The following is a 23706-nucleotide window of genomic DNA, read 5'->3' as shown; positions in this document are numbered from 1 at the left end:
GATGTGGCCTTTCAGAGTTGGGCGACCTGCATGGGGCGAACGACGGGGAGTGGCGCCGCCTTGCGGCGGCGCCGCGCGGCTGCCTCGGCGTAATAGGTCTCCAGCTGCCGCGCGCGATGGTCGGGGGTGTGATCGGCGAGGACCCGCTGCCGCGCGTTATGGGCGATCGTGCGTCGTTGCTCTTCCGGCATGTCGCGCAGGATCTCGACGACCTCGCGCGGGCTGGTTGCCAGCAAAATTTCCTTCGACGGCGCGAAGATCGTCTCGATCCCGGGCCAGCGGTCCGAGATCACGGGCGTGCCGCAGGCGGCGGCTTCGAACAGCCGGACGCTCGGGGAGAAGCCCAGCGACTTCATGTCGGCGCGGGTGGCGTTCAGCGTGAAACGCTGCGCCGCGTAGAACTCCGGGTGTTGCTTGGGCGAGAGGTGCTCGATCCGGGCGACATTGGCGGGCCAGGCGATATCGTCCGGATATTGTGCGCCGGCGACGACGAATTGATCCGACGGCAGCGTGTGCGCCGGTGCAAGCAGCAGCTCGCCGAGAACGGACTGCCGGTCCTCGCTGTAGGTCCCGAGATAGCCGAGCGCCCATTTCGGCTGCTCCTGGTCCGGACCGCAAATCTCCGCATCCGCGCTGCAATAAAGCACGCGCGCGAGCGGACTGCCGTAGCTCTGCTCGATCATGCCGGGCACCGGTCCGCCGGTGAAGGAGAGATAGAGATCGAAGCGTGGGATCATTGCCGCCGAGAGATAGTCGAGTCCCTGCTCCAGCCGCGCCAGTGTGACAGGCGTGTCGATGTCGTAGAACGCCGTGACGCCCCTCGCGTGGGTCGTGGTCCATTCGGCGATCGCGATGCCGTCAGGAACGTATGAGCCGATGATCACCAGATCGGCGTCGCGGATCAGCTTGCCGAACTGGCGCGGAACATCCTTTAAGGATTGGTACAACTCGACCGTCCAGGCAGAGGGCTTGGTCAGGTCGCGGTGATCCCGATACCAGGGCACGTCCCGCTCCAGGAACGTGACTCGGTGACCTCGTCGCGCCAGCGCTTCGATCAGGGCGCGGTAGGTCGTCGCATGACCGTTGCCCCAGGACGAAGTGACCGAAAGACCGATGACGACGATGGAGAGATTCATTCTGCTGCCTCGATTCGGGAGCTGTTGGCGACGAAGAGATCGTTGAACTGACGGGCGCGCTGCCGATAGGTGTGCTGGCTGAGGATGCGTGCGCGGGCACGGCGGGCGATCGACCGGGCTCGCTCCGGATTGAGCGTGGCGAGGTGCTCTGCCACCTCGGCCCCGTCAGCGGCGACCAGCACCTCGCGGCCGGGATCGAGGAAATGATCGATGCCGGCCCATTGGTCGGTGATCAGGCAGGCGCCGGCGCCGATCGCTTCGAACACACGCGTTGGCGGGGAGAAACCGTAGCGCGCCATGCTGTCGCGATTGACGTTGAGCGTGGCGAGCCCGGAGCCGAAAAACGCGTTGTGGTCGGCGGTGCCGACATGGCCGACCTTGCGCAGATTGGCGGAGGCGTCCTTGTCGTCCCAGCCGGAGCCGCCGAGCACGTAGGACTTTTCAGGCAGGCGGCGCGCGACGTCGAGGAAGAAATGCTCGACGCGCGTCTCGCGGTCGGGCAGGCGGTTCGCCAGCAGGCTGAGATCGCAGGCGAAGCGTGGATTGGACGGCGAGGGAAAATGCGTGGCCGGATCGAGCGCGTTGTAGATCGGCACGCAGTCCCGCGCGCCCACAGATCGATACGCGGATACGACGGGCTCGCCGCCGCCATAGGTCAGGACCATGTCGTAGCACGGGATCGCGCGGCGCAGATGATGCTGCGGATCGCTTTCCATCGCCTCGAGCGTGGCGGGAGCATCGACGTCCCAATAGATCCGCGTCAGCCGCGAGGGCAGCTCGGCGACGGCGTTCTCCAGCTCGAGATCAAAGACGCCGACGCCGCTGGCCTTGACCAGCATGTCGGCCGATTGTGCGGCGTCGTCGAGCGAGCGGCGCCAGCCGTCCGCGGTCGCGGGATAGACGATCACCCTGGCCCAATCCGGGTCCTCGATGTCGCGATGCGACTGGCGTTCGAAGGCGTCGGGTTCGTAGAAGGTGACCTCGTGGCCGAGCGCCGCGATCTCCTTCAGCATGCCGCGGTAGTACGTGGCGGCGCCATTCCAGTAGGACGAGACGAGGCTGGATCCGAAGAAGCAGATCTTCATGCAACGGCTCCGATGTCGTGCTGAGGCCGTGCCGAACGACCCGAATCCCTGATGTCGGTGACGATGTCGATGAGCTGCTCGGCGCGGTGGCGGCAGGTATGACGATCCCTGATGACCTTCAGCCCGGTCGCCACCATCGCGGCAGAGAATTCCGGATCGTCGATGACAGTACGAAGCGCCTGCTTCATCTGCGCGCCATCGGCAACGCTGAGATAAGCGCCCTCGGGGAACAGGCCTTCCGCATCCGACCAGGGTGCTGAAACCAGGGGAATGCCGCAGGCCAGCGCCTCGAACACGCGGATGGTCGGGATGCCCGGAAGCAGGGCGACGTAAGGCCCGCGCGGCACATGGATGGTCGCGCGCGCACCGGCGAAGGCGACGGGAGCCCAATGCGCCGGCAGCCAGCCGCCATAGCGGATGCCTGCGCTCCTGATGGTGTGAAGTGCGCCATCTGAGTAACGGACGCCATGGACGCTCGCGCGGAGCTTCAGCTCCGCCACGGGCGTGACCAGGAACTCATTCAGCTCGGCGCTGCGCTCGCCGTCGCCCCAATTGCCGATCCAGACCAGATCGTCGGTCCGTTCGACCTGCGGCAGCGGATGATACAACGCGACATCGGCGGCCTCGTGCCAGGTGAAGACCCGGTCGGCCCAGCCGAGCTTCAGATAGATCTGCCGAAGCACCTCGCCGAAAGCGAGCACGCCATCGAATCCGTCGAGATCGAATTGCGCAAGCTCCTCGGGTGCGCTGACCGCGCGGTGATGGGTGTCGTGAAACAGCAGGGTGAAGGACGCGCCTTGCGCCCGCCTGCGCCCGATCTGCGCGATGAGGTCGGGCGAATTCCATTCGTGCACGATGACGAGATCGGCGCCGTCAAGCGCCCGCGCGAGATCGAGGCCGGTATCGTAGCGGCGGATGTCGATGCCGGAAAAGAGCACGGGAATGTCGTCCATGGCATGACTGCCGCCTTCGCGGATCGCGTTCAGCCGGCTCCAGCCGTCGATGGGTTCGAACACGACGACCTCGTGTCCGAGCGCATGGAGCTCGCGCGCATAGCCACGGAGGAAATGCGCGTTGCCGTTGTTCCAGCAGGAGGTGAAGGCATGGTAGAACAGGACGCATTTCATGCGCGCACCTCGATCTGGCTAGCCGCCGCGCTCGTCCGGCTGGATGCGATCAGGTCCTGGTAGAGCCCGAGATAAGCGCTCGTCATGCGCGTCAAGGAATAGGTCAGGGATTGCTCGTAGGCAGCGCGCTGCAGCTTTGCTCGACCCCTATCGTCAGCGCAAAGCTCTGCCAGTGTCCGATGCAGCGCGACGCTGTCGGCGGGATCGACGAACAAGGCGGCGCCGCGCCACAATTCCCGGAACGTCGGGATGTCGGAGAGGACCAGCGCGCAGCCCGCGGCAGCGGCTTCCAGCACCGAAAGGCCGAACGGTTCATAGAGTGCGGGGCTGACGAAGATCGCTGCATGCTGCAAGCGCGCCTCCAGCGCACCGTGCGGCAGCTCTCCGAGCCAGGTGACGTCAGCTGGCAGACGTGCGTCGATAGGACCGGCCACCTCGACCGGCCAATCCAGCCCGGGCGCGGCGGTGGCGAGCGCTTCGATGTTCTTGGCACGATCCCACAGCCGTCCCGCCGCGAAAATCACGCCCTGCTTTCGTCCAGAAGGGGCGCGTGGCGCAATTCCGTTCCAGATCACCGCGCCGCGCGATCGCGGCTGGTAGATCGCGGTGATGTCGTCGTGGAAGGCCCGGCTCGGACAGACCCAGGCCTGCGTGATGTCGAGCGCCGCGGCGACCCGCTCGCTGTAGCGGCGCCATCTGGGTTCGCCGAGCCAGGCCGTATCGTGGCAGGCGAGCGCCCAGGAGTTCACGCAGGAATGCGCCACCAGTACGGTCGGGGCGTGCCAGGCAAAGGTCGCCTCGCGAAAGCTGTTCAGATGCACGACATCAGGCACCAATCTGGCTTCGAGGTTCGCAAGCACGCGCCTTGCGTCGGAGACGTTCCGCCCCTCCGGGTCCTGCCATTCGAGTGCGAGGTCCGTCTCGATCAGGTGCACACTGGTCTCACGCAGCATCTGACGCTGATCGACACGCGCCCGCGGGCCCAGCGTCACGAGCGTGACGTCGGCCCCGGACGCAGCGAGACTGGCGGCGAGGGCGCAGGAATAGGTCCAGACGCCGCCGACCGTGTCGGTCGTGATCATGACCCTGATGTCGGCGCCACGGCTCATGAGGCCACCTGGAGTTCGAGGGTGTCGAGCGGGACCGGGCGATCGTTCTGCACGTCGCTGAACTGGTCGAACATCGCGAGATAGTGCCGGTGCGCGCGCTCCCAGGCGACATCGTCGGGCTCGCCCCAGAGCTTCCGGTAGTCGGGCGAGCCGGGATAGGGATAGAGCGGCACCGGATCGTTGGCCCAGACGCCGGCATCCTGCATGGTGCGGCGCCAGCGCTGCACGACGGGATCGTCGTCCTCGGGCACCTCGATCAGATTGGCCTGCACGAAGGGGACGTGGCGGCGGGCTTCGACCAGCCGGCCCGCGAGCTGATCCGTCGTCATCTTGCAGTTCTTGGCCAGGGCCGCGCGCCCTTCCACGGTGAGGCTCTCGATGCCGGCTTCGATCGAGACGCAGCCGGCGCGCCCGAGTAGGGCGAGCATGTCGGGCTTCCACAAATCGATCCGCGTCTGCACGCCGAACTTCAGCCCGCGCGTCGTCAGGCCCTCCAGGAGCTCGCGATTGGGAAGAAAGATCTCGTCGATGAAGTAGACGTACTCGATGCCGTGACGGCGCAGACGATCGATCTCGTCGAGAATGATCGCGGGCGGCCGCTTCCGATAGGCGTTGCGGAAATTCTCCTTGGCGCAGAATGTGCAATTGTAGGGGCAGCCGCGCGAGGCCTCCACCTCGGCGCCCGGCGCCATCGGCTCGGCCTCGAAGCGGTGATGATGGTGATGGTGACGCCGGATCATCTCGCCCGGCCATTCGAGCACGGGCTGATCGTTGAACGCGACCACCTGTGGGCCGTCATTGACCCGGAGCGAAGCACCGTCGGCGAAGCACAGGCCGGGAAAGTCCCGTTCGCCATTGGCGAGCCGCAGCAGCGACGACTCGCACTCGCCCATCACCACGATGTCGACGCCGAGCTTCTTCAGGGCGGTCTTCGGCGTGGTCGAGCCATGCGGGCCGACCGCGATCAGGGTCGGCGCGAGGTCCCGCACCGCGATTGCGAGCTGCTGGGGCACGCGCAGCTCGGGTGGCGCGCAGCGCCAGAACAGATAGGTCGGTGCGGTGGTGAAGACGATCTGGTCGGGACCAAAGGCGCGCAGCTCGGCCTCGATCTCAGGGAGGGAGAGATCGAACATATGCGCATCGAGCAGCAGCGTGTTGTGGCCCGCCACCTTCAGATAATGCTCGGAGATGCCGAGCTCGAGTGGCAGGTGAGGCGAGCGGCAGCCAAAATAGATGCTGCCCGAAAAATCCCAGTTGGGATTGATGAGGGCGACCCGCGTCATGCCAGGGCCTCGCTTCTGTCCTGTGATCCGAAGCGGCTGTCGAGCCAGGTGTGGAGTGAGCGCAGGCCGTCGGCGAGGGGCATTTGCGGCGCCCAGCCGAGCGCGGCGGCGAGCGCGCGCGTGTCGGTCACGTACCAGGGCTGATCGCCCGGTCGCCAGTCCGCAAAGCGATAGCTGATCTTGCGGCCCGTCAGCTCGGTGATGTGGTCGATCAACTCCAGCAGGCTGACCGCATTCGCCGGACCGCCGCCGAGATTGAAGACGCGCCCGCGGGCCAGCGCGATGTGGTCGAGCGCCTTAAGCCAGGCGCTCACCGCGTCCGACACGTGCAGCGCGTCGCGGACCTGCTTGCCGTCGCCGTAGATCGTCAGCGGATTGCCGCTGATGGCGCTGAGCAGGAAGTGCGCGATCCAGCCCTGATCCTCGGTGCCGAATTGCCGCGGCCCGTAGATGCAGCTCATGCGCATCACCACGGTCTGCAGCCCGAACACCCGGGCATAGTCGTGCACGTATTGATCGGCGGTCCCCTTGGAGCAGCCATAGGGGCTGTAGAAATCCAGCGGCGCGTTCTCCGAAATGCCCCCCGCGAGCAGATCATTGACCGGCGTGTAGCGTCGGTCGGTGAGTGCGATCTCGCTGTCCTCGATCAGGCGCCCATAGACCTTGTTGGTCGAGGCAAAGATCACCGGGGCCGAAGCGTTGTGCAGGCGAACGGCTTCCAGCACGTTCAGCGTGCCGCGCGCATTGACCTCGAAGTCGGCCGAGGGATCGCTGACGCTGTCGGTCACCGCGACCTGGGCTGCGAGGTGCAGCACGGCCCGCGCTTCGCGCACGGCGTCGATCACCGGAATGGGGTCGCGGATATCGGCCAAAGTGATCGTGACGCGGTCGCCATGCCGGGATTTCAGCCATTGCGCGTTCTCGCGCACGCCGGCGCGGGCGAGATTGTCCAGCACCAGCACGCGATCGCCCCGCTCGGCGAGACGGTCGGCGAGATTGCAGCCGATGAAGCCGCAGCCGCCGGTGACCAGGACGGGCCTGTTGTCTTGCTCACTCATCACGCGACCAACCCTCGTTGCAGCAGCTCACGGGTCGCCCGTTCTGCCTGATCGTCGGCGATCTGGTCGGCGAGGTACCCGGCGAGCTCTTCAAGGCCGTCCTTGAACGCGACATGCGGCTCGAAGCCGAGCAGGTCGCGTGATTTGCCGATATCGGCGAAGCAGTGTCGGATGTCGCCGGCACGGTATTTTCGCGTGATCTCGGGATCGATCTCGCGCCGTCCCATCACCTGCGCCAGATCCTCGGCCACCGACAGAATGGTGCGGCTCTGACCCGAGCCGACGTTGAAGACGTCCTGGGCATGGTCGGATTCGAGCGCCATGCGGCAGGCGCGCGCGACGTCATGCACGTGGACGAAATCGCGCCGCTGCAGGCCGTCTTCGAAGACGAGCGGCGGCCGGCCGTTGAGCAGCCGCGCGGCGAAGATGGCCAGCACGCCGGTATACGGATTCGACAGCGCTTGCCGCGGACCGAACACGTTGAAGAAGCGCATGCCGACGGTCGGAATGCCGTAGGCCTTGCCTGTGATCAGGCACATGCGCTCCTGCGCATATTTGTTCAGGGCGTAGATCGAGCTCAGCGACGGCTGCTTGGTCTCAGGGGTGGGCACGGGATCGAGCGCATGGCCTGCATGATCCCGCAATTCCCACTCGCCCTTGCGAAGCTGCTCGATCGGTCGTTCGTCGCCGGCGACGACGCTTCCAACGGCATCACGATACAGGCCTTCGCCGTAGATGCTCATCGAGGATGCCACCACCAGCCGTGCGACCGGTCGCCTGGCGAGCGCCTGCAGCAGCACGGCGGTGCCAAGCTCGTTCGTCCTGACATAGGGCTCGATGTCGTACATGCTCTGGCCGACGCCGACGGCGGAGGCGAGATGCAGGACCATGTCGGCGCCGCGCAAGGCCTGTTCGACCGTGGCGGCATCGGTGACGTCGCCGACCACGAGCTCGGCGTCGTCGGCGAGATAGGCGGGACGCTGACGGTTGCCGCCATGCACCTGTGGAGAGAGATTGTCGAGAAGGCGGACCTCGTAGCCGGCCGCAAGCAGCACGTCCGCCGTATGCGAACCGATGAATCCCGCGCCCCCAGTGATCAATACTCGCGTCATTCACCGCTCCGTGCCGCATGGGACCGATCCGTTCGGACCGGCCGATGATGAGAGTTGAAGCGCGCTTTGCTCGGTCGGGCGACCTGCGCGCCAGTCACGTCTGGGAATTAGAAGCGGTGCTAGGAATGTTCGTTCCTGCGAAACCTACAAACGAAAAGTTCTCTAACCTGGATCAATAACCCAGGTGAATCCCGGCTAGAAATGCGCGCCATGAAGCGGCGCCGGCAGGTCGAGATGTCTTGCAACGGTCGCGCCGATGTCGGCAAAGCCGGCGCGCCGACCGATCGGAGACGTCGATTGTGCGGCCCACGTCAGGATCGGGACCTGCTCACGCGTGTGATCGGTGCCGTTCCAGGTCGGATCGCAGCCATGATCGGCGGTGATGATCAGGAGATCGTCGCTTCGCAGCCGGCTCAGCAGCTCGGGTAGGCGGGCGTCGAAGGCTTCAAGCGCCGCGGCGTAGCCCGCGACGTCGCGACGGTGGCCGTAGAGCGTGTCGAAATCGATGAAGTTCGCGAACAACAGCCCGCCTTCTGCAAGGCCTGCCAGCCCATCGAGCGTGGCATCGAAAAGCGCCGCATTGCCGTCGCCGCGCAGGTTTCGCCCGGTGCCGCGATGAGCGAAGATGTCGTCGATCTTGCCGATCGTCACGATATCGCGGCCGGCAGTTTCTGCAAGGTCGAGGATGGTCCGCTCGGGCGGCGGGACCGAGAAATCGCGCCGGTGCGAGCTGCGCTTGAAGTTGTCAGCGCTCGTTCCGACGAACGGACGCGCGATGACGCGGCCGATGTTGAGGGGATCGACCAGCCGCCTCGCGACCGCGCAGACGTCGTAGAGCCGCTCGAGCCCGAACGTCTCCTCGTGCGCCGCGATCTGGAACACGCTGTCGGCCGAGGTGTAGCAGATCGGCTCGCCACTGCGCATGTGGCGTTCGCCGAATTCGGCGATGATGTCGGTGCCGGAAGCATGGCAGTTGCCGAGGATGCCGGGCAGTCCGCCTTGTTCGCAAAGCTTCGATACGAGATCGCGCGGAAAGCAGGGTTGGATCTTAGGAAAATAGCCCCAATCGAACGCGACAGGCACGCCGGCGATCTCCCAATGGCCTGATGGCGTGTCCTTGCCCCTCGAGATCTCGCTGGCGCAGCCATAGCGCGCATGTTGTGTCCGGCCGTCGAGCCCGGGCGGGATCCGGCCCGTGGAGAGGCGGCAGGCCTCGCCGAGGCCCAGCGCCACGAGATTGGGCAGGCGCAGCGGGCCCTCCCGTTGCGGACCATTGGCACGGCCGGCCATGCACGCATCCGCGATGTGGCCGACGGTGTCGGCACCCTCGTCGCCGTAATTGACAGCGTCGGGGGCCGCGCCGATTCCGACGGAATCCATCACCAGGATCAGGGCACGCATGTCGGCTCCCTCATCGGTGGAGAGGCGCCAATGGAGGCGGCGAGACCGGTCTTGGTGCAATAGCGCTCGATCATCTGCGCGCAGAAGTCGGCGAACTCGTTGACGTCGAGCGGCGGGCTGGTGTGATGCGGTTCGAGACCGCGGTGTTCCGGCGTGAAGCAGAACGTCACGGTGACCTCGAACTCGGCCAGCGCATCCATCTGGCGGTCGAACCAGTCCAGCGCGTTGGGACGGAAGCTGTCGGCCCATGACAGCCCGGTCCGCAAGTGCCTCACGCCGAAGCGGCGCATCCAGCGCACGGCGTCATCGAGGCGATGGTCCTCGAAATGAAACCACTGGCACAGGCCCATGTCGGCGGCATATTGCCCGAACAGCTCCGCTGCGGCTTTCGGCGTTCCATCCTCGCGCAGCAGGCCCATGTGGAAATGCCGGTAGTAGGAGGACCCCTCCGCCTCCTTGTGCCGGGTGGTCGCCTCCCAGGCCGAAGGCAGGTCATAGAGGCTGTACCAATGGATGCGCGGCGCGCGGCCGATCAGAAGCTCGGCGGTGCGCGACAGGCCCCACGCCTGCACCTCCTCGGCGCCGAACGAGGAGACGCCGACCTCGGTCACCCAGACCGGGAGCGAGGTGACGGCCCTGATCTCCTCGATCTTGGCCGGCCATTCTCCGATCTGCCATAAATTCCAGTCGAGCGGAAAGCCGTGCACGGCGACGGCGTCGACGTGATCGAGCACGCCGCGCGCCTGCATGTTGCGCATGAAGGACGGGTCGATCGGCGAGATGCCACCGAGCACGCGCGGCAAGGTCGGATGTGCACTGCGGATGGCCTTTCCGGCCGCGAGCGCCAGGTTGGCGAACATCGCCCAGTCCGGTCGATCAGGATGTCCCAATGCGACTTGTTGTTGGGCTCGTTCCAGATCTTGGCCGCCTCGATCATCGGCCCGCCTCCCGTGACGGATAGACCGGCCCGTCAGCCTGCGGCCGCGCCGTGCGCTTGCACAGATAGACTTCCTCCTCGGGATGGGCCGCGATGGCAAAGCCGGCGCTGCGCAGCATGGCCTCGACGCAGGCGCGATTGGGCACCCACCAATTGGTGGGGTCGTCGGCATAGCTGTGCTCGATGAAGTGCAGCTTCGGGTAGCCGGAGGAACCGAACTGGTCGGTGGTCCAGAAGTCGTAGTTCTTCTCGATCGCATCGACGTGGCTGTCGCCGCGCTGCATCGACTGGAACAGCAGGAGATCGCCGGCGACGTGCTCATGGATCAGGTCCAGCGCCAGCAGCGGGTGTCGCAGATGATAGAGCACGCCCATGAAGATCACGAGGTCGAATTGTTCACGGAGCTGCCCGACATCATAGGCCGACATCTTGCGAAATTCGATCCTGAGCCCGTTGACCTCGGCCGCGAAGCGGGCCTGGGCCAGATATTCCTCGTCGGTGTCGAGGCCGAGCACGCGCTCGGCGCCGCGCCGTTTCATCTCCATGGCGTAGAAGCCGGCATTGCAGCCGATATCGAGCACGGTCTTGCCTTCGAGCCGGTCCGGGATGATGCCGGAGAAGCGCTGCCACTTCACGTTCGGATAGTCGCCGAGAAAGTGCGACGGCGCGGTCGGCACGCCCTTGAGGTCGAGATTGTGAAACCATGGCCCCAGCGCATCGACACGCTGGCGGATTTCCTCACGGGAGAGGGCGCCTATGGTCATGCAATCGCTCCGTTGTTGACTATGACAGGTCGGGCCCCGTCCGATGAGGCGTGGGCCCGCGACTTGGAGCGGCCCTCGGCGCTCTCGGCAAGCAGGGCCATCGCCGTGCGATAGCCGTCGATGGTGCCGACATCGACGTAGGATTCGCCGGCCTTGACGCCGATGCCGTTGCCGCCGGCCGCAAGATAGGCGTTGACCAGCGTCCCGAAATATTCGTCGCCGCGTTCGCGTGCGTGCCACAGCGACTGCAGCTGGCGGAAGCCGTGTGCCGACATCTTGAAAGCACCCCAGATCCAGCGCGAGGCTGCATTCGGCTGCTTGACCTGGATCTCCGTCACCTGCTCGCCGTCCAGCACGACCGCATCGAAGAATTCGGGATGCTCGACCGGGAACAGCAGGAACGAGAGGTCTGCGTCGGGCAGGGACTGCAGGGCCGCCTTGGGAAACCAGACCGTGTCGGGCAGGCCGACCATGACATCCTCGTGCCGCCCGACGACGGTGCTTGCCCTGAACACGGCGTCGCACAGGCCGGAGGCTTCGGGCTGCACCACATAGGCGAGCTCGGCGCTGCCGTAATGGTCGCCGAAATATTCCAGGATGTCGGACTTGCCGGGCGAGATCACGAAGCAGATCTTGTCGGCGCCGCCGAGGATGAGGCGCTCCAGCAGATATTCGGAGACCGCGCAGGGGCGGTCCGTACCCTCGTCGCGCCGGCTGCCGACCGGCAGCAATTCCTTCGAGAAGGCAAGCGGCTGAATACGGCTGCCGCGGCCCGCGGCCGGAACGATGCCCCACATGATCAGGCCTCCTCGATTTGTTGCCGGCTGACGCGGCCCGACGTTGTCTGCTCGAGCATCGCGATCAGTTCACGCGCGCGCTTGTCGGATGTGTGCTGGTCCATGGTGCGGTCATAGGCGCGCCGGGCCATCCGCCTGAGCTCGGCATCCGGCGTCGCGAGCGCGGCGAGCGCGTCGTGCTCGTCGCGTGCGATCAGGATCTCCTCCCCGGGCGCGAAGAAGTCCGCTATGCCGGGCCAGTCGTCGCTCAGCAGCGGGGCGCCGCAGGCCGCGGCCTCGAACAGCCGGCCGGACGGGCACCAGCCCATCTCCGCCATGGCCCGGCGGGTGACGTTGAGCGTCAGCCGCGACGAGGCAAAAAACGGTGCGTGCTCGGATGGCGGCAGGTGCCGCACGAAATAGATGTTGGGCGACCACGGGAAATCGTCCGGATATTGCGCGCCGCCGATCAGGAAGCGGAGGTCCTGGCGCGCCCGCGCGGGCGCGACGAAAAGCGCCTCGAGCGTGCGCTGGCGATCTTCGGAGTAGGTGCCGAGATAGGACAAATCGGCGCGATAATGCGGCTGCGGCATGACCGGATGGTGGATATCTGTGTCGACATGCCCATAAAGCGCCCGGGTATCCCGCGCCCCGAGCCGATTGCGGAATTCATCCGCAACGTGAGGTCCGCCGGTGAAGCTGAGCACCAGCTCAAAATCCTGCAGGCCGCGCGGACCGATATAGGGGACGGGCTCGCCGGCGTTGAGCTTTGCCAGCGTGACCGGCGTATCGAGGTCGTAGAACACGGGAACAGCACGACCTTCGGAGAGGATCAGCTCGGTCGCGGCAATCGCATCGGGACAATAGGAGGTCACGATCGCAACGTCGGCATCACGGATTTCGGCGCTTGCCGCCTGCCGCACATCGTCCCAGTTCGCGAACAGCCGGAGCGCGCCGCCCGGCAGTTCATGGAGATCCCGGGCACCGGCATAATAGGGAACGTCGCGCTCGAAGAAGACGATACTGTGCCCCGACCGCGCGAGATGCTTGCAGAGGCCGCGCCACAAGGTGGCGTGACCGTTGCCCCAGGACGAGGAGATTGTCAGGCCGAAGATGACGATCTTCACGCCGCCACCCGCTGGTTGATCCCGGTGATCTTCATGCCGCTTCTGTCGGCGCGGAGCGTGCTGATGCTGGCAGGATCGATCTCGATCGAAAGAAACTGGTCGAGCGGCGTGCGCGAATAGTGCAGGAGCGCGGCGCGGATCGGCTCGGCGTGGCTGACGAGGACGGCGGCACCGAGATTGCGATCGCCACGCAGCTGCTCCAGATGAGCGACGACGCGGTTCTGAAGCGACCGCATGGTCTCGCCGCCGGGTGGGCGGCTCGTGCCGCGTCGCCCGTTCCAGCGCGACCATCGACGATCCGGCGCCAGGTCGTCGAACGATCGTCCGGTCCATTCGCCATAATCGAGCTCGTCGAGGGCGGGGACGATCTCCACCGGCAGCCTGAAATGCGCGGCGAGGATGCAGGCCGATTGCACGCAGCGCCGTTGCGGGCTGGACTGAATGAGCGATGGCCGCGGCGCGATGGTGCCGGCGCAGCGTGCCATCTCCTCACAGCCGAGATCGCTGAGCTCGACGCCTTTCATCCGGCCGCACAGGATGCGGCCGAGCAAGGCATGATGACCGTGCCGGACGAGACGGATGATCCCAGCCATCACGCAAGCGCCTTGTCGTCGATGAAGGCGCGTGTCCGCCGTCCGGCCTCTTCGTCGGTGAACTGCTGCGGCGGCGATTTCATGAAATAGCTGGAAGGGCCGGTCAGCGCTCCGGCCTGGCCGCGGTCCATGGCGAGCTTGGCACAACGCACCGCGTCGATCACGACGCCGGCCGAGTTCGGGGAGTCCCAGACCTCGAGCTTGACCTCGGCGCTCAGGGGAACGCCGCCGAACGTCGTTCCCTCCAGGCGGATGAAGGCGAGCTTGCGGTCGGTGAGCCATGGCACGTGATCGCTCGGTCCGACATGGATGTTGTCGGGGTCCATGGGGACGTCGAACTGGCTGGTTACGGCCTGGGTCTTGGAGATCTTCTTCGAGGCCAGCCGCTCCCGCTCGAGCATGTTCTTGAAATCGGTGTTGCCGCCGACATTGAGCTGGTAGGTGCGGTCGAGCCGCACGCCGCGGTCACGGAATAGATTGGCGAGCACGCGATGCAGGATGGTGGCACCGACCTGGCTCTTGATGTCGTCGCCGACGATCGGCAGGCCGGCCTCCTCGAAGCGGCGCCGCCACTCCGAATTGGAGGCGATGAAAACCGGAATGCAATTGACGTAGCCGCAGCCGGCCTCGATGGCGCGCGCCGCATACCACTCGCTGGCGCGCTGCGAGCCGACCGGAAGATAGGATACCAGAACGTCGGTGCGGGACATCGCCAGCACTTCGGAGACGTCGGCCTCCGGCACGTCCGCAACCGGAACGTCGCCTGTAAGATAATGGCCGATGCCGTCCAGGACCGGACCGCGCTGCACGATCACGCCTGTCGGCGCGACGTCGGAGAAGCGGTGCGTGTTGTTGGGCGGGGCGAAGATCGCATCGGCGACGTCGCGGCCGACCTTGTTGGCGTTGACGTCGAAGGCCGACGCAATCTGGATGTCGCTGATATGGTAACCGCCGAGGTCCGCATTCATCAGTCCCGGGACCGGCTCGTTCGACTTGGCGTTCCGGTAGTAGGTGAGGCCCTGGACGAAGGAGCTCGCGCAATTGCCGACGCCGACCAGTCCGACGCGCACGCGGCGCCTGTCTTGAAGACGAGAATGCATGGAATGAAGCCCTCCGGAAACACGCGGCGTCGGTGCAAGAGTCGGTGCAAGAGTCGGTGTAAGTACGTCGGCGAACGTGCGGAAGGTATGTTCGTTCCTGGAAAGGAGATGCGAGCGGCAGGGCTTGGGCGATTCATCGCGAGAAAATGCGACGCGCTTAACATGGGATAGATTCCCGAACCGCCAAGCGGGAACGAACAGCTTTCATGATGAAGATGAAGAAGATGATGCTCGCCTCGCACGACCGCTTCGAATCTGCCGCGAAGAACCAATCATTCCGGCCCGCGTTTGTCGGCCAATGGTTCGGTGCGGTACGGGCTCATCGCCCGGTTCGTCAAAGAGAGGTGACATGACGTCGACGGCGCCCGGTTGCTGGGTGGAAGCGATCAGGGCGGGCGATTTCGCTCGGGCCTGGATGGTCAATGATCGTGATCTGCTGGAGATCGCACATCCGCCCAAGCACACCGGCCCGCGCCATCTGCAGCGCATCTGGCGTGGCGAGGACCTCAAGGGTAAGCACGTGCTGGTGCGCTGTTATCACGGGCTCGGCGACACCATCCAGTTCCTGCGCTTCATGAGTCCGCTTCGCGCGATTGCGCGCAGCGTGACCCTGTGGTGTCAACCCGAACTGCTGCCGCTGGTCGCGGGCGCCGCGGGCGTCGATCGTGTGATCCCGCTGCATGATGGTGCGCCCGAGATCGCTTTCGAGGTCGACATCGAGATCATGGAGGTGCCGCACGCGATCCGAGCCCGACGGGATCAGGTCGAAATGCGCGGGCCTTACCTGGCGCTGCCTCCACTTGCCGTTCGGCCGCCCCGGAGAGAACAAGGTCTGGCCGTCGGCCTGGTCTGGAAGGTCGGTGAGTGGGACAAGCGGCGGGAGGTGCCGGCCGTCTTGTTGCGCAACCTCGCAGGGTTCGGCGTCACGCTCCATTCGCTCCAGCGCGGCGCCAGCACCGAAGAGCTTGCGGCGGTCGGGGCGCGGGACGTCAGCACGCCCGACATCACAGCTCTCGGCCATCGCCTGCGGCAGCTCGATCTCGTCGTATGTGTCGATACCATGGTCGCACACCTTGCGGGCGCGCTTGGATGCGAGGCCTGGGTCTTGCTTCATGCCGATTGCGACTGGCGCTGGCCTCCATCCGGCGCGCGCTCGTTCTGGTATCCGAGCCTGCGCCTGTTTCACCAAAGACGGCCGGGCGATTGGGGCCATGTCGTCGCCGAAGTCCGCGACGCGCTGCGGGCGCGCCTCGAAGCAGTCGAGCCACTGCGGCGACGTGATTTCCAGACCATTATTTCCAAGACATTGCTGAGGAACGAGCGTCGCGCACGCGCTTTGGAGCAACGTCCTCGCGAGGGAAAGACGCTCATGCAAAGTTCCGACGCCGCTGTGTCGACCGCCAGCCTGTCGCGGGTGACGGACGATATCTGGATCCTGGACGACAAGCCAATCAGCGCCGCCGGCCTGAAACTGCCCGTGCGGATGACCGTCATCCGCTTGTCGAATGGCGACCTCGTGCTGCATTCGCCGGTGCGTTATTCGCCCGCTCTGCGCCAGGAGCTGGAGCGGCTGGGCTCGATCAGGTACCTGCTGGCGCCGAATATCGCGCATTGGATGTTTCTGCCTGAATGGCAAAGGCAGCTGCCGCAGGCCGCGATCTTTGCCGCGCGCGGCCTTGCGGCGCGCGGGCAGGTGCGGGTGGCCGGCATCCGTATCGATCGCGAAATTGGAGACACGACGCCGGAGGAGTGGGCCGCCGACCTCCAAACATCGTCGGTGAATGCTCCGATGTTCTCCGAGGTCGAGCTGTTCGACCGGCGGAGCCGGACGCTGGTTCTGACCGATATCGTGCAGAACCTCGATCCCCGCCACCTCAGCGCGTCGAATGCGGCGGCGGCGAACCTGCTCGGCATTGCCAAGCCGGACGGCAAGGCCCCGGTCTATCTGCGGCTGCTGCTGCGGCTCGGTGGCCGTTCGGCGCAGGCTGCGGCCCAGCGGCTCGTCAAGCTGGCTCCGGAGCGGGTGATCTTTGCGCATGGCGACTGGTTCGAAACCCAGGGAACGGCGCGCCTGCGGCGATCCCTGCGCTGGCTGCTTCCGGCGGAGGTCTCGGGACGCGTGCAGGGGCAGACGGCTGGCACGCGCGTCGTCATCACCGGCGCCTCCAGTGGAATCGGGCGTGCCGCGGCGCTGGCCTTTGCCCGCGAGGGCGCAAGCGTGGTCCTCGCGGCGCGCCGCGGCGAGGTCTTGATGCGCCTTGCTGCGGAATGTGAGGCGCTCGGAGGCCGTGCTCTGGCCGTGCCGACCGACGTCACTGACGCGCAGGCGATGCAGCGTCTAGCCGGTGCGGCGGACGAGGCCTTCGGCGGCATCGACGTCTGGATCAACAACGCCGGCACCGGCGTGTTCGGGGCCTATCAGGAGGCGGATATCGCGCTCCATCGCCGGACCATCGAGGTCAATCTGCTCGGCACCATGCATGGCGCGTTCGCGGTGCTTCCGATCTTCCTCCGCCAGAACCGTGGCGTCCTGATCAACAACATCTCGCTCGGCGGCTGGGCGCCGACGCCGTTTGCCGCAGCCTACACCGCCAGCAAGTTCGGCCTGCGCGGCTTCACCGCAAGCTTGCGTCAGGAGCTCCGGGCTCATCCCGACATTCATGTCTGCGGCGTCTTCCCATCCATCGTCGATACGCCGGGCTTCGTCCACGGCGCCAACGCCTCCGGACGACGGCTCGATCCTGGTCCGCTGCTCTATCAATCCGAGGACGTGGCCGAGACTTTCCTGCGCCTCGCCCACGCGCCTCGTGACGAGGTGGCGGTGGGGTGGCCGGCGCGCGCCGGACAATTGGCCTATGCGATGGCCCCTGAGATCACCGAGAATATCCTGGGAGCTGCATTCCGCTGGCTGCTGTCGCGCGCGCGTCCCGCCGCAAGGAACGAAGGCACCTTGCTCGAAGCGGGTCCGCAGGGCACGTCCGTCGACGGCGGCTGGCTGCTGCGGAAGCAAGTTCCGCCCGCCGCTGTGCTCAGCAAGGGGCTCGTGCTGCTCGGGATCGCTGCCGGCCTGGCGATCGCGGCATCGAGGGCTGGCCGTCCGTACCGCCCCCGCGCGCGGACGCGGCGGCGCCGCGCGTGAGGCCGCCGCTCGTCTGTTGCCGTCGCTCCGGCAAGGCATAGGCCCTGACGCAATCGCCGAGCCTGGTGCCGAACGAGCCGTGGCCTCCGTCCACCGTCACGACGTATTGTCTGCTGGACCGCAGATGGCTCCCACGCCGGAACGAAGCTTCGAGACCGGGCGTTCCTGCGGGAAAAGCTGAGGGCCAGACGTGCCGCGCTATCATTTTGATTTGGTGGATTCTAAAACCGTGGCAGACGAAGGAGGTGCCGAGTTGCCGGATGACATGCAGGCCCTGGACGTCGCCGAAGAAATTGCGCGGCGTCTGCTCGCGCAGCGTCCCGAGCTCAAGGGCCGTCACTTCGCGATCCTCGTCACCAACGAGGATGGTGAGGAAATCGGCCGGGTGCCGTTGGACGTAATGCACTGAAGCGATGATCTGACATGACGTTCAGGATTGGGGTGATCGCCGACACGCATGGGCTGCTGAGGCCCGAGGCGGAGCGCTGTCTCGCCAGCGTCTCGCACATCATCCACGCCGGCGACATCGGCGCCCAGGCTGTGATGGATGGGCTTGGCCGCATCGCGCCCGTCACCGCGATCAGAGGAAATGTGGACCGGGGCGCGTGGGCCGAACGCTTTCCTGAAACGCAAACGCTGCGCCTCGGCGGTCGCGCCTTCTACGTTCTGCACGACCTCAACGAGCTGGCGATCGATCCTGCCGAGCGCGGCATCGACGTCGTGGTCTCAGGGCATTCCCACCGCGTGCGGATCGAGACCAGTGAAGGCGTGCTTTATCTGAATCCGGGCAGTGCAGGGAAGCGACGCTTCAAGCTGCCGATTACACTGGCAACGCTCGACCTCGATTCCGCCGGGCCGCTGCGGCCCGTCATTCATGATCTCGACCGGATGTGACCACATCTCGACAGGATGTGACCGCCAGCCAGCGGCCGCTGCCTAGTGCGTCTTCGATTTCTGCCAACGCTCCAGATCCACCGGCGGCCGTTTCGGATCAATCTGGTCCTTCTCGGGATTGCCTTGCCACGGCTTGTTCGTTTGCCGGTGCGTCGGCATGTCCGTCTGCTGGCGCGGATCGTCAAGCGGTGTCTCTCGCGGATCGTTCTCAGTCGACTTTGGCATATGTTTCCCTGTCGAGCTCGCACGATGGCGTTGCGCCACCGCCCTTTAAATAACCCAGGCGGCAGCAGGGTGTTCCCTGCGTGGATGAGGCGCCGCTGCGCAAAACAGGAACCATGGCCGCGGCGCTCGCTTATCGAACGCGAGTTGGAGGCGCTTGATGGGAAAGAAGCAATTTGCCGCTCTGCCGTTTCGTCTGGACAAGTCCGAGCTGCGGGTGATGCTGATCACGACCAGGCGCAAGCGCCGGTGGAGCGTCCCAAAGGGATCGCCGATGCGCAATAAGGAGCCGCACCTGACGGCAGCGCTCGAGGCCTATGAGGAGGCGGGCCTGGTCGGTGTCGTGGCAACGCGAGCCTTGGGCAGCTTCAAGCATCGCAAGCGAATAGGCGATCGCAAGCGGACCATGAACGTTGCCGTCTTTCCGATGAAGGTGCACGGGCGCGAGCGCTGGTGGCCCGAGAAGGGAGAGCGGGAAGCCATCTGGGTCTCGCCCAAGACGGCGGCCCGCCTGGTGCACAAGGCGCAGCTCCGGCGCCTGATCGCCCGCTTCGCAGCGCAGACGGTGCGCGGGGCATCCTCGCCGACGAGCCGGTGAGGGGTAGTCAGCCTTAGGAACGCCTCGCGCGCCCGGTCATTCAAAGCTTGATGGACCAACAAACGACGGGGCTCATATCCGAGGAGCGTCGCCCCGCCCGACGGCATGGCTGCCGAATGACGGTCTCAGGCGGCTGCTGCGCGACATTCGCGAGCGGCTCGGCGGCAAGACAGCGGGCAGCTCGGGTCCCGCCACTGAGCGACATTGCTAAAAGCGTGATGAGATCAGGTTTGATTGCGACAAGGTAAGTGCGCTCCCTCTCCCGCTTGCGGGAGAGGGCTGGGGGAGGGGTTTCTGCAATGGGATAACCCCCTAGAGGAGAAAACCCTCACCCGCGCCTTCGGCGCGATCTCTCCCGCAAGCGGGAGAGGTTGCACCGAGCCCGTGGCAAACGATTCAACCTAAAGCCATTCCGCTTTAGGGTCGCCGCACGCTGCAGATCTCGTTCGGGACTGGCGTGAGGCTTGCGGCATATTGCATGTCCAGAAAGCCGGCGCGCCAGCGCTGCGCCATGGCTGTCTCAGACAGATCGAAGGATTTTTCCGGCCCGGCTTCCTCGCGGCCCGGGCGGTAGCTGAGAAGATAGACTTCGTCGTCGTAGTGGAGGTCCTGAAGCTCGGCGCGGAGCTGACGGGCTTCGAGAGCGTAGCCGAGGCGCTGGAAGGTCTGATTGCCGAAGGTCAGGTCACTCTTGCGTTCCGACGCGGCCTCGAGCCCGTCAGGGACCTTGCCGTCGCGCGGAAACAGATCGACCACATAGAGGCGGAGCGGGCCTGCAGTTTCGAGGATCGGGTCGAACGGCGCGTTCAGCGAGAACCCGCCGTCGACGAGCCAGCGGCCGGCGATCTGCACCGGAGCGAATTCAGGGAGAAACCCGCAGCTGGCCAGGATATGGTCCATTTCGATCTGCTCCGATGCGGTGTCGAACAACACGGCATCGCCGCTCTCGACGTCGGTGGCGCAGATCGTGACGCGCGGATCGCCGCCGTTCAGACGTCCGAAATCGATCAAGCGCTGCAGGCGTTCGCGGGTCGGGCCGAGATCGTAGAGGCCGCCGTAGTGAGAAGCCGGAATCGGGAGGCGGGGATGGAAGAATCCCGAATGGCCCAGCACGCGCGTACTGATCGAGCTCAGCCACGCGAACGTATGGCGGCTCGCGTTCGGCACGTCGGTTGGACTGCTTGGCGCATGCCAATAGCTGCGTAAATTCCGCAGCCGGTCGTCGCGCGCGCTCCCCGCGATCAGCGCGGCCGTGATGGCCCCTGCCGACGAACCGGTCACCCAGTCGATCGGCAGTCGAAGCGAAGTGAGTGCTTCAAACACACCGCCATGATAGGCGCCGAGGCCGAGACCGCCCGAGAACGCGACGGCGGTGAGAGGGCGCTCGGCTGCGCTCGCGCCGCCCGGTCCAGCTGCACGGTCGGTCAAGACGAGCGCCAGTTGCCGGTCGGTTGGTCGGGCCGGTCACCGGTAACTCCTGTAATGGCGTGCGCAGGCGTAGCGGGGATTGATCGCGAGAGCGGCGGCGAGCAATCGACATTCATCTCAAGTCTCCAATTTCGACATTGAACGCGGCTCTTGATGCGGTGTTCCAAAGGCTCAAGCGATGGATTTTCCGCTGTAAGGGGCATTGCTGGCGGACGTCCCGGCTATTCTTGGCTCGCTGGCTCATCGTTTTGGGCGAAGTCGATCGCTGATCGCGAGCGAACGGCACGCGGCTACTCGGGCAGGGGCGTGTCGGCGATGTCCATCAGCGCGCCGAGGCCTTGGCGGAGGCGCCGCGTCGCGATGCTGTCGTTCGCAAGGCCAAACACCACCAGCGAGCGCGCGGTCACCGCGTAAGCATGCCCGAACTCGAACTCCGCCATCGGCGCGTCGGGACGATTGGTGTCGATAAGGCCGAGCCAGCTGCGTCCATCGGTGACTTCCGGCAGGGTGAAATTCACGACGTCGTGGTGCGCGTTGTAGACCAGCAGCATGGTCGCATCCGAGCCGCGGCGCTTGATGCCGGTCTCCTGCGCGCGGCCGTCGAGCAGCATGCCGAAGCATTTGGCATTGCCGTCCTGCCATTGCTCCGTCGTCATCTCCTCGCCCGATGGCGACAGCCAGGTCACGTCCTTGACGTCGAGCTCCTCGTTGTGTGAGCCGACCAGGAAGCGGCTGCGGTAGAGGATCGGAAACGCCTTGCGGGTGGCGATCAGCTTGCGCACGAACTCGCGCAGGCTGCGGCCGTTCGCGGTGATGCCCATCCAGTTGAGCCAGGTGGTCTCGTTGTCCTGGGCGTAAGCGTTGTTGTTGCCGTTCTGGGTGTGCCCGAACTCGTCGCCCGCGAGCAGCATCGGCGTGCCGTGGGACAGCAGCATCGTTGCCAGCAGATTCCGCTTCTGGCGCTCGCGCAAGGCGGTGATCTCCGGGTCGGTGGTCGGCCCTTCGACGCCACAATTCCAGGAATGGTTGTTGCTGTGACCGTCGCGATTGTTCTCGCCATTCGCCTCGTTGTGCTTGTCGTTGTACGAGACGAGGTCGTTGAGGTTGAAGCCGTCGTGGGCGGTGACGAAGTTGACGCTGGCCCAAGGCCGGCGTCCGCGCTTGTTGAAGAGGTCGCCGGAGCCGGAGACGCGCTTGGCAAAGTCGGCCAGCGTGCCCGGATCGCCCTTCCAGAAGGCGCGCGCGGTATCCCTGAACTTGTCGTTCCACTCGGCCCAGCCCGGCGGAAACTGACCGACCTGGTAACCACCTGGCCCGACGTCCCAGGGCTCCGCGATCAGCTTGACGCTGGAGAGCACGGGATCCTGGCGGCAGGCGTCGAGGAAGCCGCCGCCTTCATCGAAGCCATAGGGTTCGCGCGCCAGAATGGTGGCGAGATCGAAACGGAAGCCGTCGACCCGCATCTCGGTCGCCCAGTAACGCAAGGAATCGGCGACGAGTTGCAGCACACGCTGATGCGAGAGATTGACCGTGTTTCCGGTGCCGGTGTCGTTGATGTAGTAGCGCTTCTTGTCCGGCAGCAGACGGTAATAGCTGGCGTTGTCGATGCCCTTGAACGACAGGGTCGGGCCGAGCTCGTTGCCTTCCGCGGTGTGATTGTACACGACGTCGAGAATGATCTCGATGCCGTGGGCATGAAACTGGTTGACCGTGGCCTTGAACTCGTTCGCAGACGTCGCCTTCAGGTAGCGCGGATCAGGAGCGAAGAAGGCGATGGAATTGTAGCCCCAGTAATTGCGCAGGCCTTTCTCGACCAGATAGCTGTCGTCGACGAAGGCATGGATCGGCAGCAGCTCGGCGCTGGTGATGCCGAGCGAGCGCAAGTAAGCCGGGATTTCCGAATGTGCGAGCCCCGAGAACGTGCCGCGGTCGGCTTCCGGCACCAGCGGATGCAGCTGGGTGAAGCCCTTGACGTGCATCTCGTAGAAGATCGTGCGTTCCCACGGCACTTCCGGCTTGCGCGCCATGCCCCAGGTAAAGGCGGGATCGATGACGCGGCATTTCTGCATCAAGGGCGCGCTGTCGCGTTCGTCGTAGGAGAGGTCCTTGTCGGCGTGATCCAGCCGATAGCCGAACAGCTCCGGTCCCCAGCGGAGCTGGCCGACCAGCTGCCTGGCGTAGGGATCGAGCACGAGCTTGTTGGGATTGAAGCGGTGGCCGGCGTCGGGCTCGTAAGGCCCGTGGACGCGATAGCCGTAGACGGTGCCGGGGCGGGCGGAGGGCAGATAGCCGTGCCAGACCTCGTCGGTATATTCGGGAAGCTCGATGCGCTCGAGCTCGGTTTCGCCGGCATCGTCGAACAGGCAGAGCTCGACCTTGGTGGCATGGGCTGAGAACAGCGCGAAATTGACGCCGAGGCCATCCCAGGTGGCGCCGAGCGGGAAGGGTCTGCCTTCGGTGATCCGGGTGCGGCGCAGGCGCGAGGCCGTCCGCGTCAGGGCCTCGTCTGAATGTGCTGGCTGGTCCATCTCTGCCCCCGAATTTCTGCCCCCGAATTGCCTCGTCAGGATATCGGCGCAGTCGCGGCAATGGGCTCCACGTCGGCCGGCTTGGACAACACGTTGGCCTTCTGCAGAGCCGCCTCCTTGCTGATGGCCGGAATGGAGTTGCCGATGCGTCCGACGATCGCGATCAGCTCGGCGTCCGACAGTCCGAGCCGTTTCTTGACGAGGCGTACCTGGGTGCGGTCGGTCAGGTCGAGCTTGTTACGGATCGGTTGCGGCTTCGGGCGGCGCATGGCGACAGCTCCTGTTGGAA

21 protein-coding genes and 1 pseudogene are annotated in these 23706 nt (G+C 65.5%); 5 read left to right on the top strand and 17 right to left on the bottom strand.

Annotation, left to right across the window (positions count from 1 at the left end; genetic code table 11):
• Positions 1-11 precede the first annotated feature (11 nt).
• The 14 genes and pseudogenes from ACNJYD_RS24720 to ACNJYD_RS24655 all read right to left on the bottom strand — a co-directional run bounded on the left by ACNJYD_RS24720 (position 12) and on the right by ACNJYD_RS24655 (position 14608).
• On the bottom strand, positions 12-1136 hold the full coding sequence (locus tag ACNJYD_RS24720) for a CgeB family protein (RefSeq protein ID WP_439363605.1): 1125 nt from the start codon (positions 1134-1136) through the stop codon (positions 12-14).
• A complete protein-coding gene (locus ACNJYD_RS24715; RefSeq protein WP_439363604.1) occupies positions 1133-2221 on the bottom strand; it encodes a CgeB family protein in 1089 nt (362 codons plus the stop codon). The genes ACNJYD_RS24720 and ACNJYD_RS24715 overlap by 4 nt, the downstream gene beginning before the upstream one ends.
• Entirely contained in the window at positions 2218-3348 is a 1131-nt protein-coding gene (locus ACNJYD_RS24710; protein ID WP_439363603.1) for a CgeB family protein, read from the bottom strand. Before ACNJYD_RS24710 ends, ACNJYD_RS24715 begins: the two co-directional genes overlap by 4 nt.
• Complete coding sequence (locus ACNJYD_RS24705) at positions 3345-4457, bottom strand: glycosyltransferase family 4 protein (protein WP_439363602.1); 1113 nt, start codon at positions 4455-4457, stop codon at positions 3345-3347. The genes ACNJYD_RS24710 and ACNJYD_RS24705 overlap by 4 nt, the downstream gene beginning before the upstream one ends.
• Positions 4454-5740 (bottom strand): TIGR04295 family B12-binding domain-containing radical SAM protein, encoded by a 1287-nt coding sequence (locus tag ACNJYD_RS24700; RefSeq protein ID WP_439363601.1) that lies wholly within the window; start codon positions 5738-5740, stop codon positions 4454-4456. The genes ACNJYD_RS24705 and ACNJYD_RS24700 overlap by 4 nt, the downstream gene beginning before the upstream one ends.
• On the bottom strand, positions 5737-6798 hold the full coding sequence (locus tag ACNJYD_RS24695) for an NAD-dependent epimerase/dehydratase family protein (RefSeq protein WP_439363600.1): 1062 nt from the start codon (positions 6796-6798) through the stop codon (positions 5737-5739). The genes ACNJYD_RS24700 and ACNJYD_RS24695 overlap by 4 nt, the downstream gene beginning before the upstream one ends.
• Positions 6798-7910, bottom strand: a complete 1113-nt coding sequence (locus ACNJYD_RS24690) for an NAD-dependent epimerase/dehydratase family protein (RefSeq protein WP_439363599.1) — start codon at positions 7908-7910, stop codon at positions 6798-6800. Before ACNJYD_RS24690 ends, ACNJYD_RS24695 begins: the two co-directional genes overlap by 1 nt.
• 195 nt (positions 7911-8105) lie before the next feature.
• Complete coding sequence (locus tag ACNJYD_RS24685; RefSeq protein WP_439363598.1) at positions 8106-9311, bottom strand: phosphopentomutase; 1206 nt, start codon at positions 9309-9311, stop codon at positions 8106-8108.
• Positions 9299-10248: pseudogene (locus ACNJYD_RS24680) on the bottom strand (beta-xylosidase). Before ACNJYD_RS24680 ends, ACNJYD_RS24685 begins: the two are co-directional and overlap by 13 nt.
• Positions 10245-11012, bottom strand: a complete 768-nt coding sequence (locus tag ACNJYD_RS24675; protein ID WP_439363597.1) for a TIGR04290 family methyltransferase — start codon at positions 11010-11012, stop codon at positions 10245-10247. Before ACNJYD_RS24675 ends, ACNJYD_RS24680 begins: the two are co-directional and overlap by 4 nt.
• Complete coding sequence (locus tag ACNJYD_RS24670; RefSeq protein ID WP_439363596.1) at positions 11009-11809, bottom strand: nucleotidyltransferase family protein; 801 nt, start codon at positions 11807-11809, stop codon at positions 11009-11011. Before ACNJYD_RS24670 ends, ACNJYD_RS24675 begins: the two co-directional genes overlap by 4 nt.
• 2 nt (positions 11810-11811) lie before the next feature.
• The gene (locus tag ACNJYD_RS24665; RefSeq protein ID WP_439363595.1) at positions 11812-12915 is read right to left on the bottom strand and encodes a CgeB family protein; all 1104 of its coding nucleotides are present in this window, start codon (positions 12913-12915) and stop codon (positions 11812-11814) included.
• A complete protein-coding gene (locus tag ACNJYD_RS24660) occupies positions 12912-13508 on the bottom strand; it encodes a histidine phosphatase family protein (protein ID WP_439363594.1) in 597 nt (198 codons plus the stop codon). Before ACNJYD_RS24660 ends, ACNJYD_RS24665 begins: the two co-directional genes overlap by 4 nt.
• Complete coding sequence (locus tag ACNJYD_RS24655; RefSeq protein ID WP_439363593.1) at positions 13508-14608, bottom strand: inositol-3-phosphate synthase; 1101 nt, start codon at positions 14606-14608, stop codon at positions 13508-13510. The genes ACNJYD_RS24660 and ACNJYD_RS24655 overlap by 1 nt, the downstream gene beginning before the upstream one ends.
• 206 nt (positions 14609-14814) lie before the next feature.
• On the opposite strand from ACNJYD_RS24655, the gene ACNJYD_RS24650 reads away from it, so the two are divergent.
• The 5 genes from ACNJYD_RS24650 to ACNJYD_RS24630 all read left to right on the top strand — a co-directional run bounded on the left by ACNJYD_RS24650 (position 14815) and on the right by ACNJYD_RS24630 (position 19461).
• Positions 14815-14961, top strand: coding sequence for a hypothetical protein (locus ACNJYD_RS24650; protein ID WP_172784459.1), 147 nt, complete (start codon positions 14815-14817; stop codon positions 14959-14961).
• A 1016-nt stretch (positions 14962-15977) separates the two neighbouring features.
• Complete coding sequence (locus ACNJYD_RS24645) at positions 15978-17747, top strand: SDR family oxidoreductase (protein WP_439367512.1); 1770 nt, start codon at positions 15978-15980, stop codon at positions 17745-17747.
• A 190-nt stretch (positions 17748-17937) separates the two neighbouring features.
• Positions 17938-18156: a DUF6894 family protein gene (locus ACNJYD_RS24640; protein ID WP_172784462.1), complete on the top strand. Its 219-nt coding sequence runs from the start codon at positions 17938-17940 to the stop codon at positions 18154-18156.
• 14 nt (positions 18157-18170) lie between these two features.
• The gene (locus ACNJYD_RS24635; protein ID WP_439363592.1) at positions 18171-18641 is read left to right on the top strand and encodes a metallophosphoesterase family protein; all 471 of its coding nucleotides are present in this window, start codon (positions 18171-18173) and stop codon (positions 18639-18641) included.
• 382 nt (positions 18642-19023) lie between these two features.
• Positions 19024-19461: an NUDIX hydrolase gene (locus tag ACNJYD_RS24630; RefSeq protein ID WP_439363591.1), complete on the top strand. Its 438-nt coding sequence runs from the start codon at positions 19024-19026 to the stop codon at positions 19459-19461.
• 417 nt (positions 19462-19878) lie between these two features.
• On the opposite strand, the gene ACNJYD_RS24625 is transcribed toward ACNJYD_RS24630, so the two are convergent.
• From ACNJYD_RS24625 to ACNJYD_RS24615, 3 genes are all read right to left on the bottom strand, one after another.
• On the bottom strand, positions 19879-20889 hold the full coding sequence (locus ACNJYD_RS24625) for a patatin-like phospholipase family protein (protein ID WP_439363590.1): 1011 nt from the start codon (positions 20887-20889) through the stop codon (positions 19879-19881).
• Between the two features lie 290 nt (positions 20890-21179).
• Positions 21180-23417, bottom strand: coding sequence for a glycogen debranching protein GlgX (gene glgX, locus ACNJYD_RS24620; RefSeq protein ID WP_439363589.1), 2238 nt, complete (start codon positions 23415-23417; stop codon positions 21180-21182).
• Positions 23418-23452: 35 nt separating this feature from the next.
• Positions 23453-23686: a hypothetical protein gene (locus ACNJYD_RS24615; protein WP_439363588.1), complete on the bottom strand. Its 234-nt coding sequence runs from the start codon at positions 23684-23686 to the stop codon at positions 23453-23455.
• Positions 23687-23706: the final 20 nt, after the last annotated feature.

The organism is Bradyrhizobium sp. SPXBL-02 (genome assembly GCF_051853065.1).
In the GTDB taxonomy this organism is placed as follows: domain Bacteria; phylum Pseudomonadota; class Alphaproteobacteria; order Rhizobiales; family Xanthobacteraceae; genus Bradyrhizobium.
Note: the sequence above shows the minus strand (reverse complement) of the source record. Positions and strands in the feature narration are given on the sequence as shown.

Bases quoted from the DNA above. Each gene is read 5' to 3' on its own strand.
- ACNJYD_RS24720 (WP_439363605.1), bottom strand. From the start codon at position 1,136: ATGAATCTCTCCATCGTCGTCATCGGTCTTTCGGTCACTTCGTCCTGG.
- ACNJYD_RS24715 (WP_439363604.1), bottom strand. From the start codon at position 2,221: ATGAAGATCTGCTTCTTCGGATCCAGCCTCGTCTCGTCCTACTGGAAT.
- ACNJYD_RS24710 (WP_439363603.1), bottom strand. From the start codon at position 3,348: ATGAAATGCGTCCTGTTCTACCATGCCTTCACCTCCTGCTGGAACAAC.
- ACNJYD_RS24705 (WP_439363602.1), bottom strand. From the start codon at position 4,457: ATGAGCCGTGGCGCCGACATCAGGGTCATGATCACGACCGACACGGTC.
- ACNJYD_RS24700 (WP_439363601.1), bottom strand. From the start codon at position 5,740: ATGACGCGGGTCGCCCTCATCAATCCCAACTGGGATTTTTCGGGCAGC.
- ACNJYD_RS24695 (WP_439363600.1), bottom strand. From the start codon at position 6,798: ATGAGTGAGCAAGACAACAGGCCCGTCCTGGTCACCGGCGGCTGCGGC.
- ACNJYD_RS24690 (WP_439363599.1), bottom strand. From the start codon at position 7,910: ATGACGCGAGTATTGATCACTGGGGGCGCGGGATTCATCGGTTCGCAT.
- ACNJYD_RS24685 (WP_439363598.1), bottom strand. From the start codon at position 9,311: ATGCGTGCCCTGATCCTGGTGATGGATTCCGTCGGAATCGGCGCGGCC.
- ACNJYD_RS24675 (WP_439363597.1), bottom strand. From the start codon at position 11,012: ATGACCATAGGCGCCCTCTCCCGTGAGGAAATCCGCCAGCGTGTCGAT.
- ACNJYD_RS24670 (WP_439363596.1), bottom strand. From the start codon at position 11,809: ATGTGGGGCATCGTTCCGGCCGCGGGCCGCGGCAGCCGTATTCAGCCG.
- ACNJYD_RS24660 (WP_439363594.1), bottom strand. From the start codon at position 13,508: ATGGCTGGGATCATCCGTCTCGTCCGGCACGGTCATCATGCCTTGCTC.
- ACNJYD_RS24655 (WP_439363593.1), bottom strand. From the start codon at position 14,608: ATGCATTCTCGTCTTCAAGACAGGCGCCGCGTGCGCGTCGGACTGGTC.
- ACNJYD_RS24650 (WP_172784459.1), top strand. From the start codon at position 14,815: ATGATGAAGATGAAGAAGATGATGCTCGCCTCGCACGACCGCTTCGAA.
- ACNJYD_RS24645 (WP_439367512.1), top strand. From the start codon at position 15,978: ATGCAAAGTTCCGACGCCGCTGTGTCGACCGCCAGCCTGTCGCGGGTG.
- ACNJYD_RS24635 (WP_439363592.1), top strand. From the start codon at position 18,171: ATGACGTTCAGGATTGGGGTGATCGCCGACACGCATGGGCTGCTGAGG.
- ACNJYD_RS24630 (WP_439363591.1), top strand. From the start codon at position 19,024: ATGGGAAAGAAGCAATTTGCCGCTCTGCCGTTTCGTCTGGACAAGTCC.
- glgX (WP_439363589.1), bottom strand. From the start codon at position 23,417: ATGGACCAGCCAGCACATTCAGACGAGGCCCTGACGCGGACGGCCTCG.
- ACNJYD_RS24615 (WP_439363588.1), bottom strand. From the start codon at position 23,686: ATGCGCCGCCCGAAGCCGCAACCGATCCGTAACAAGCTCGACCTGACC.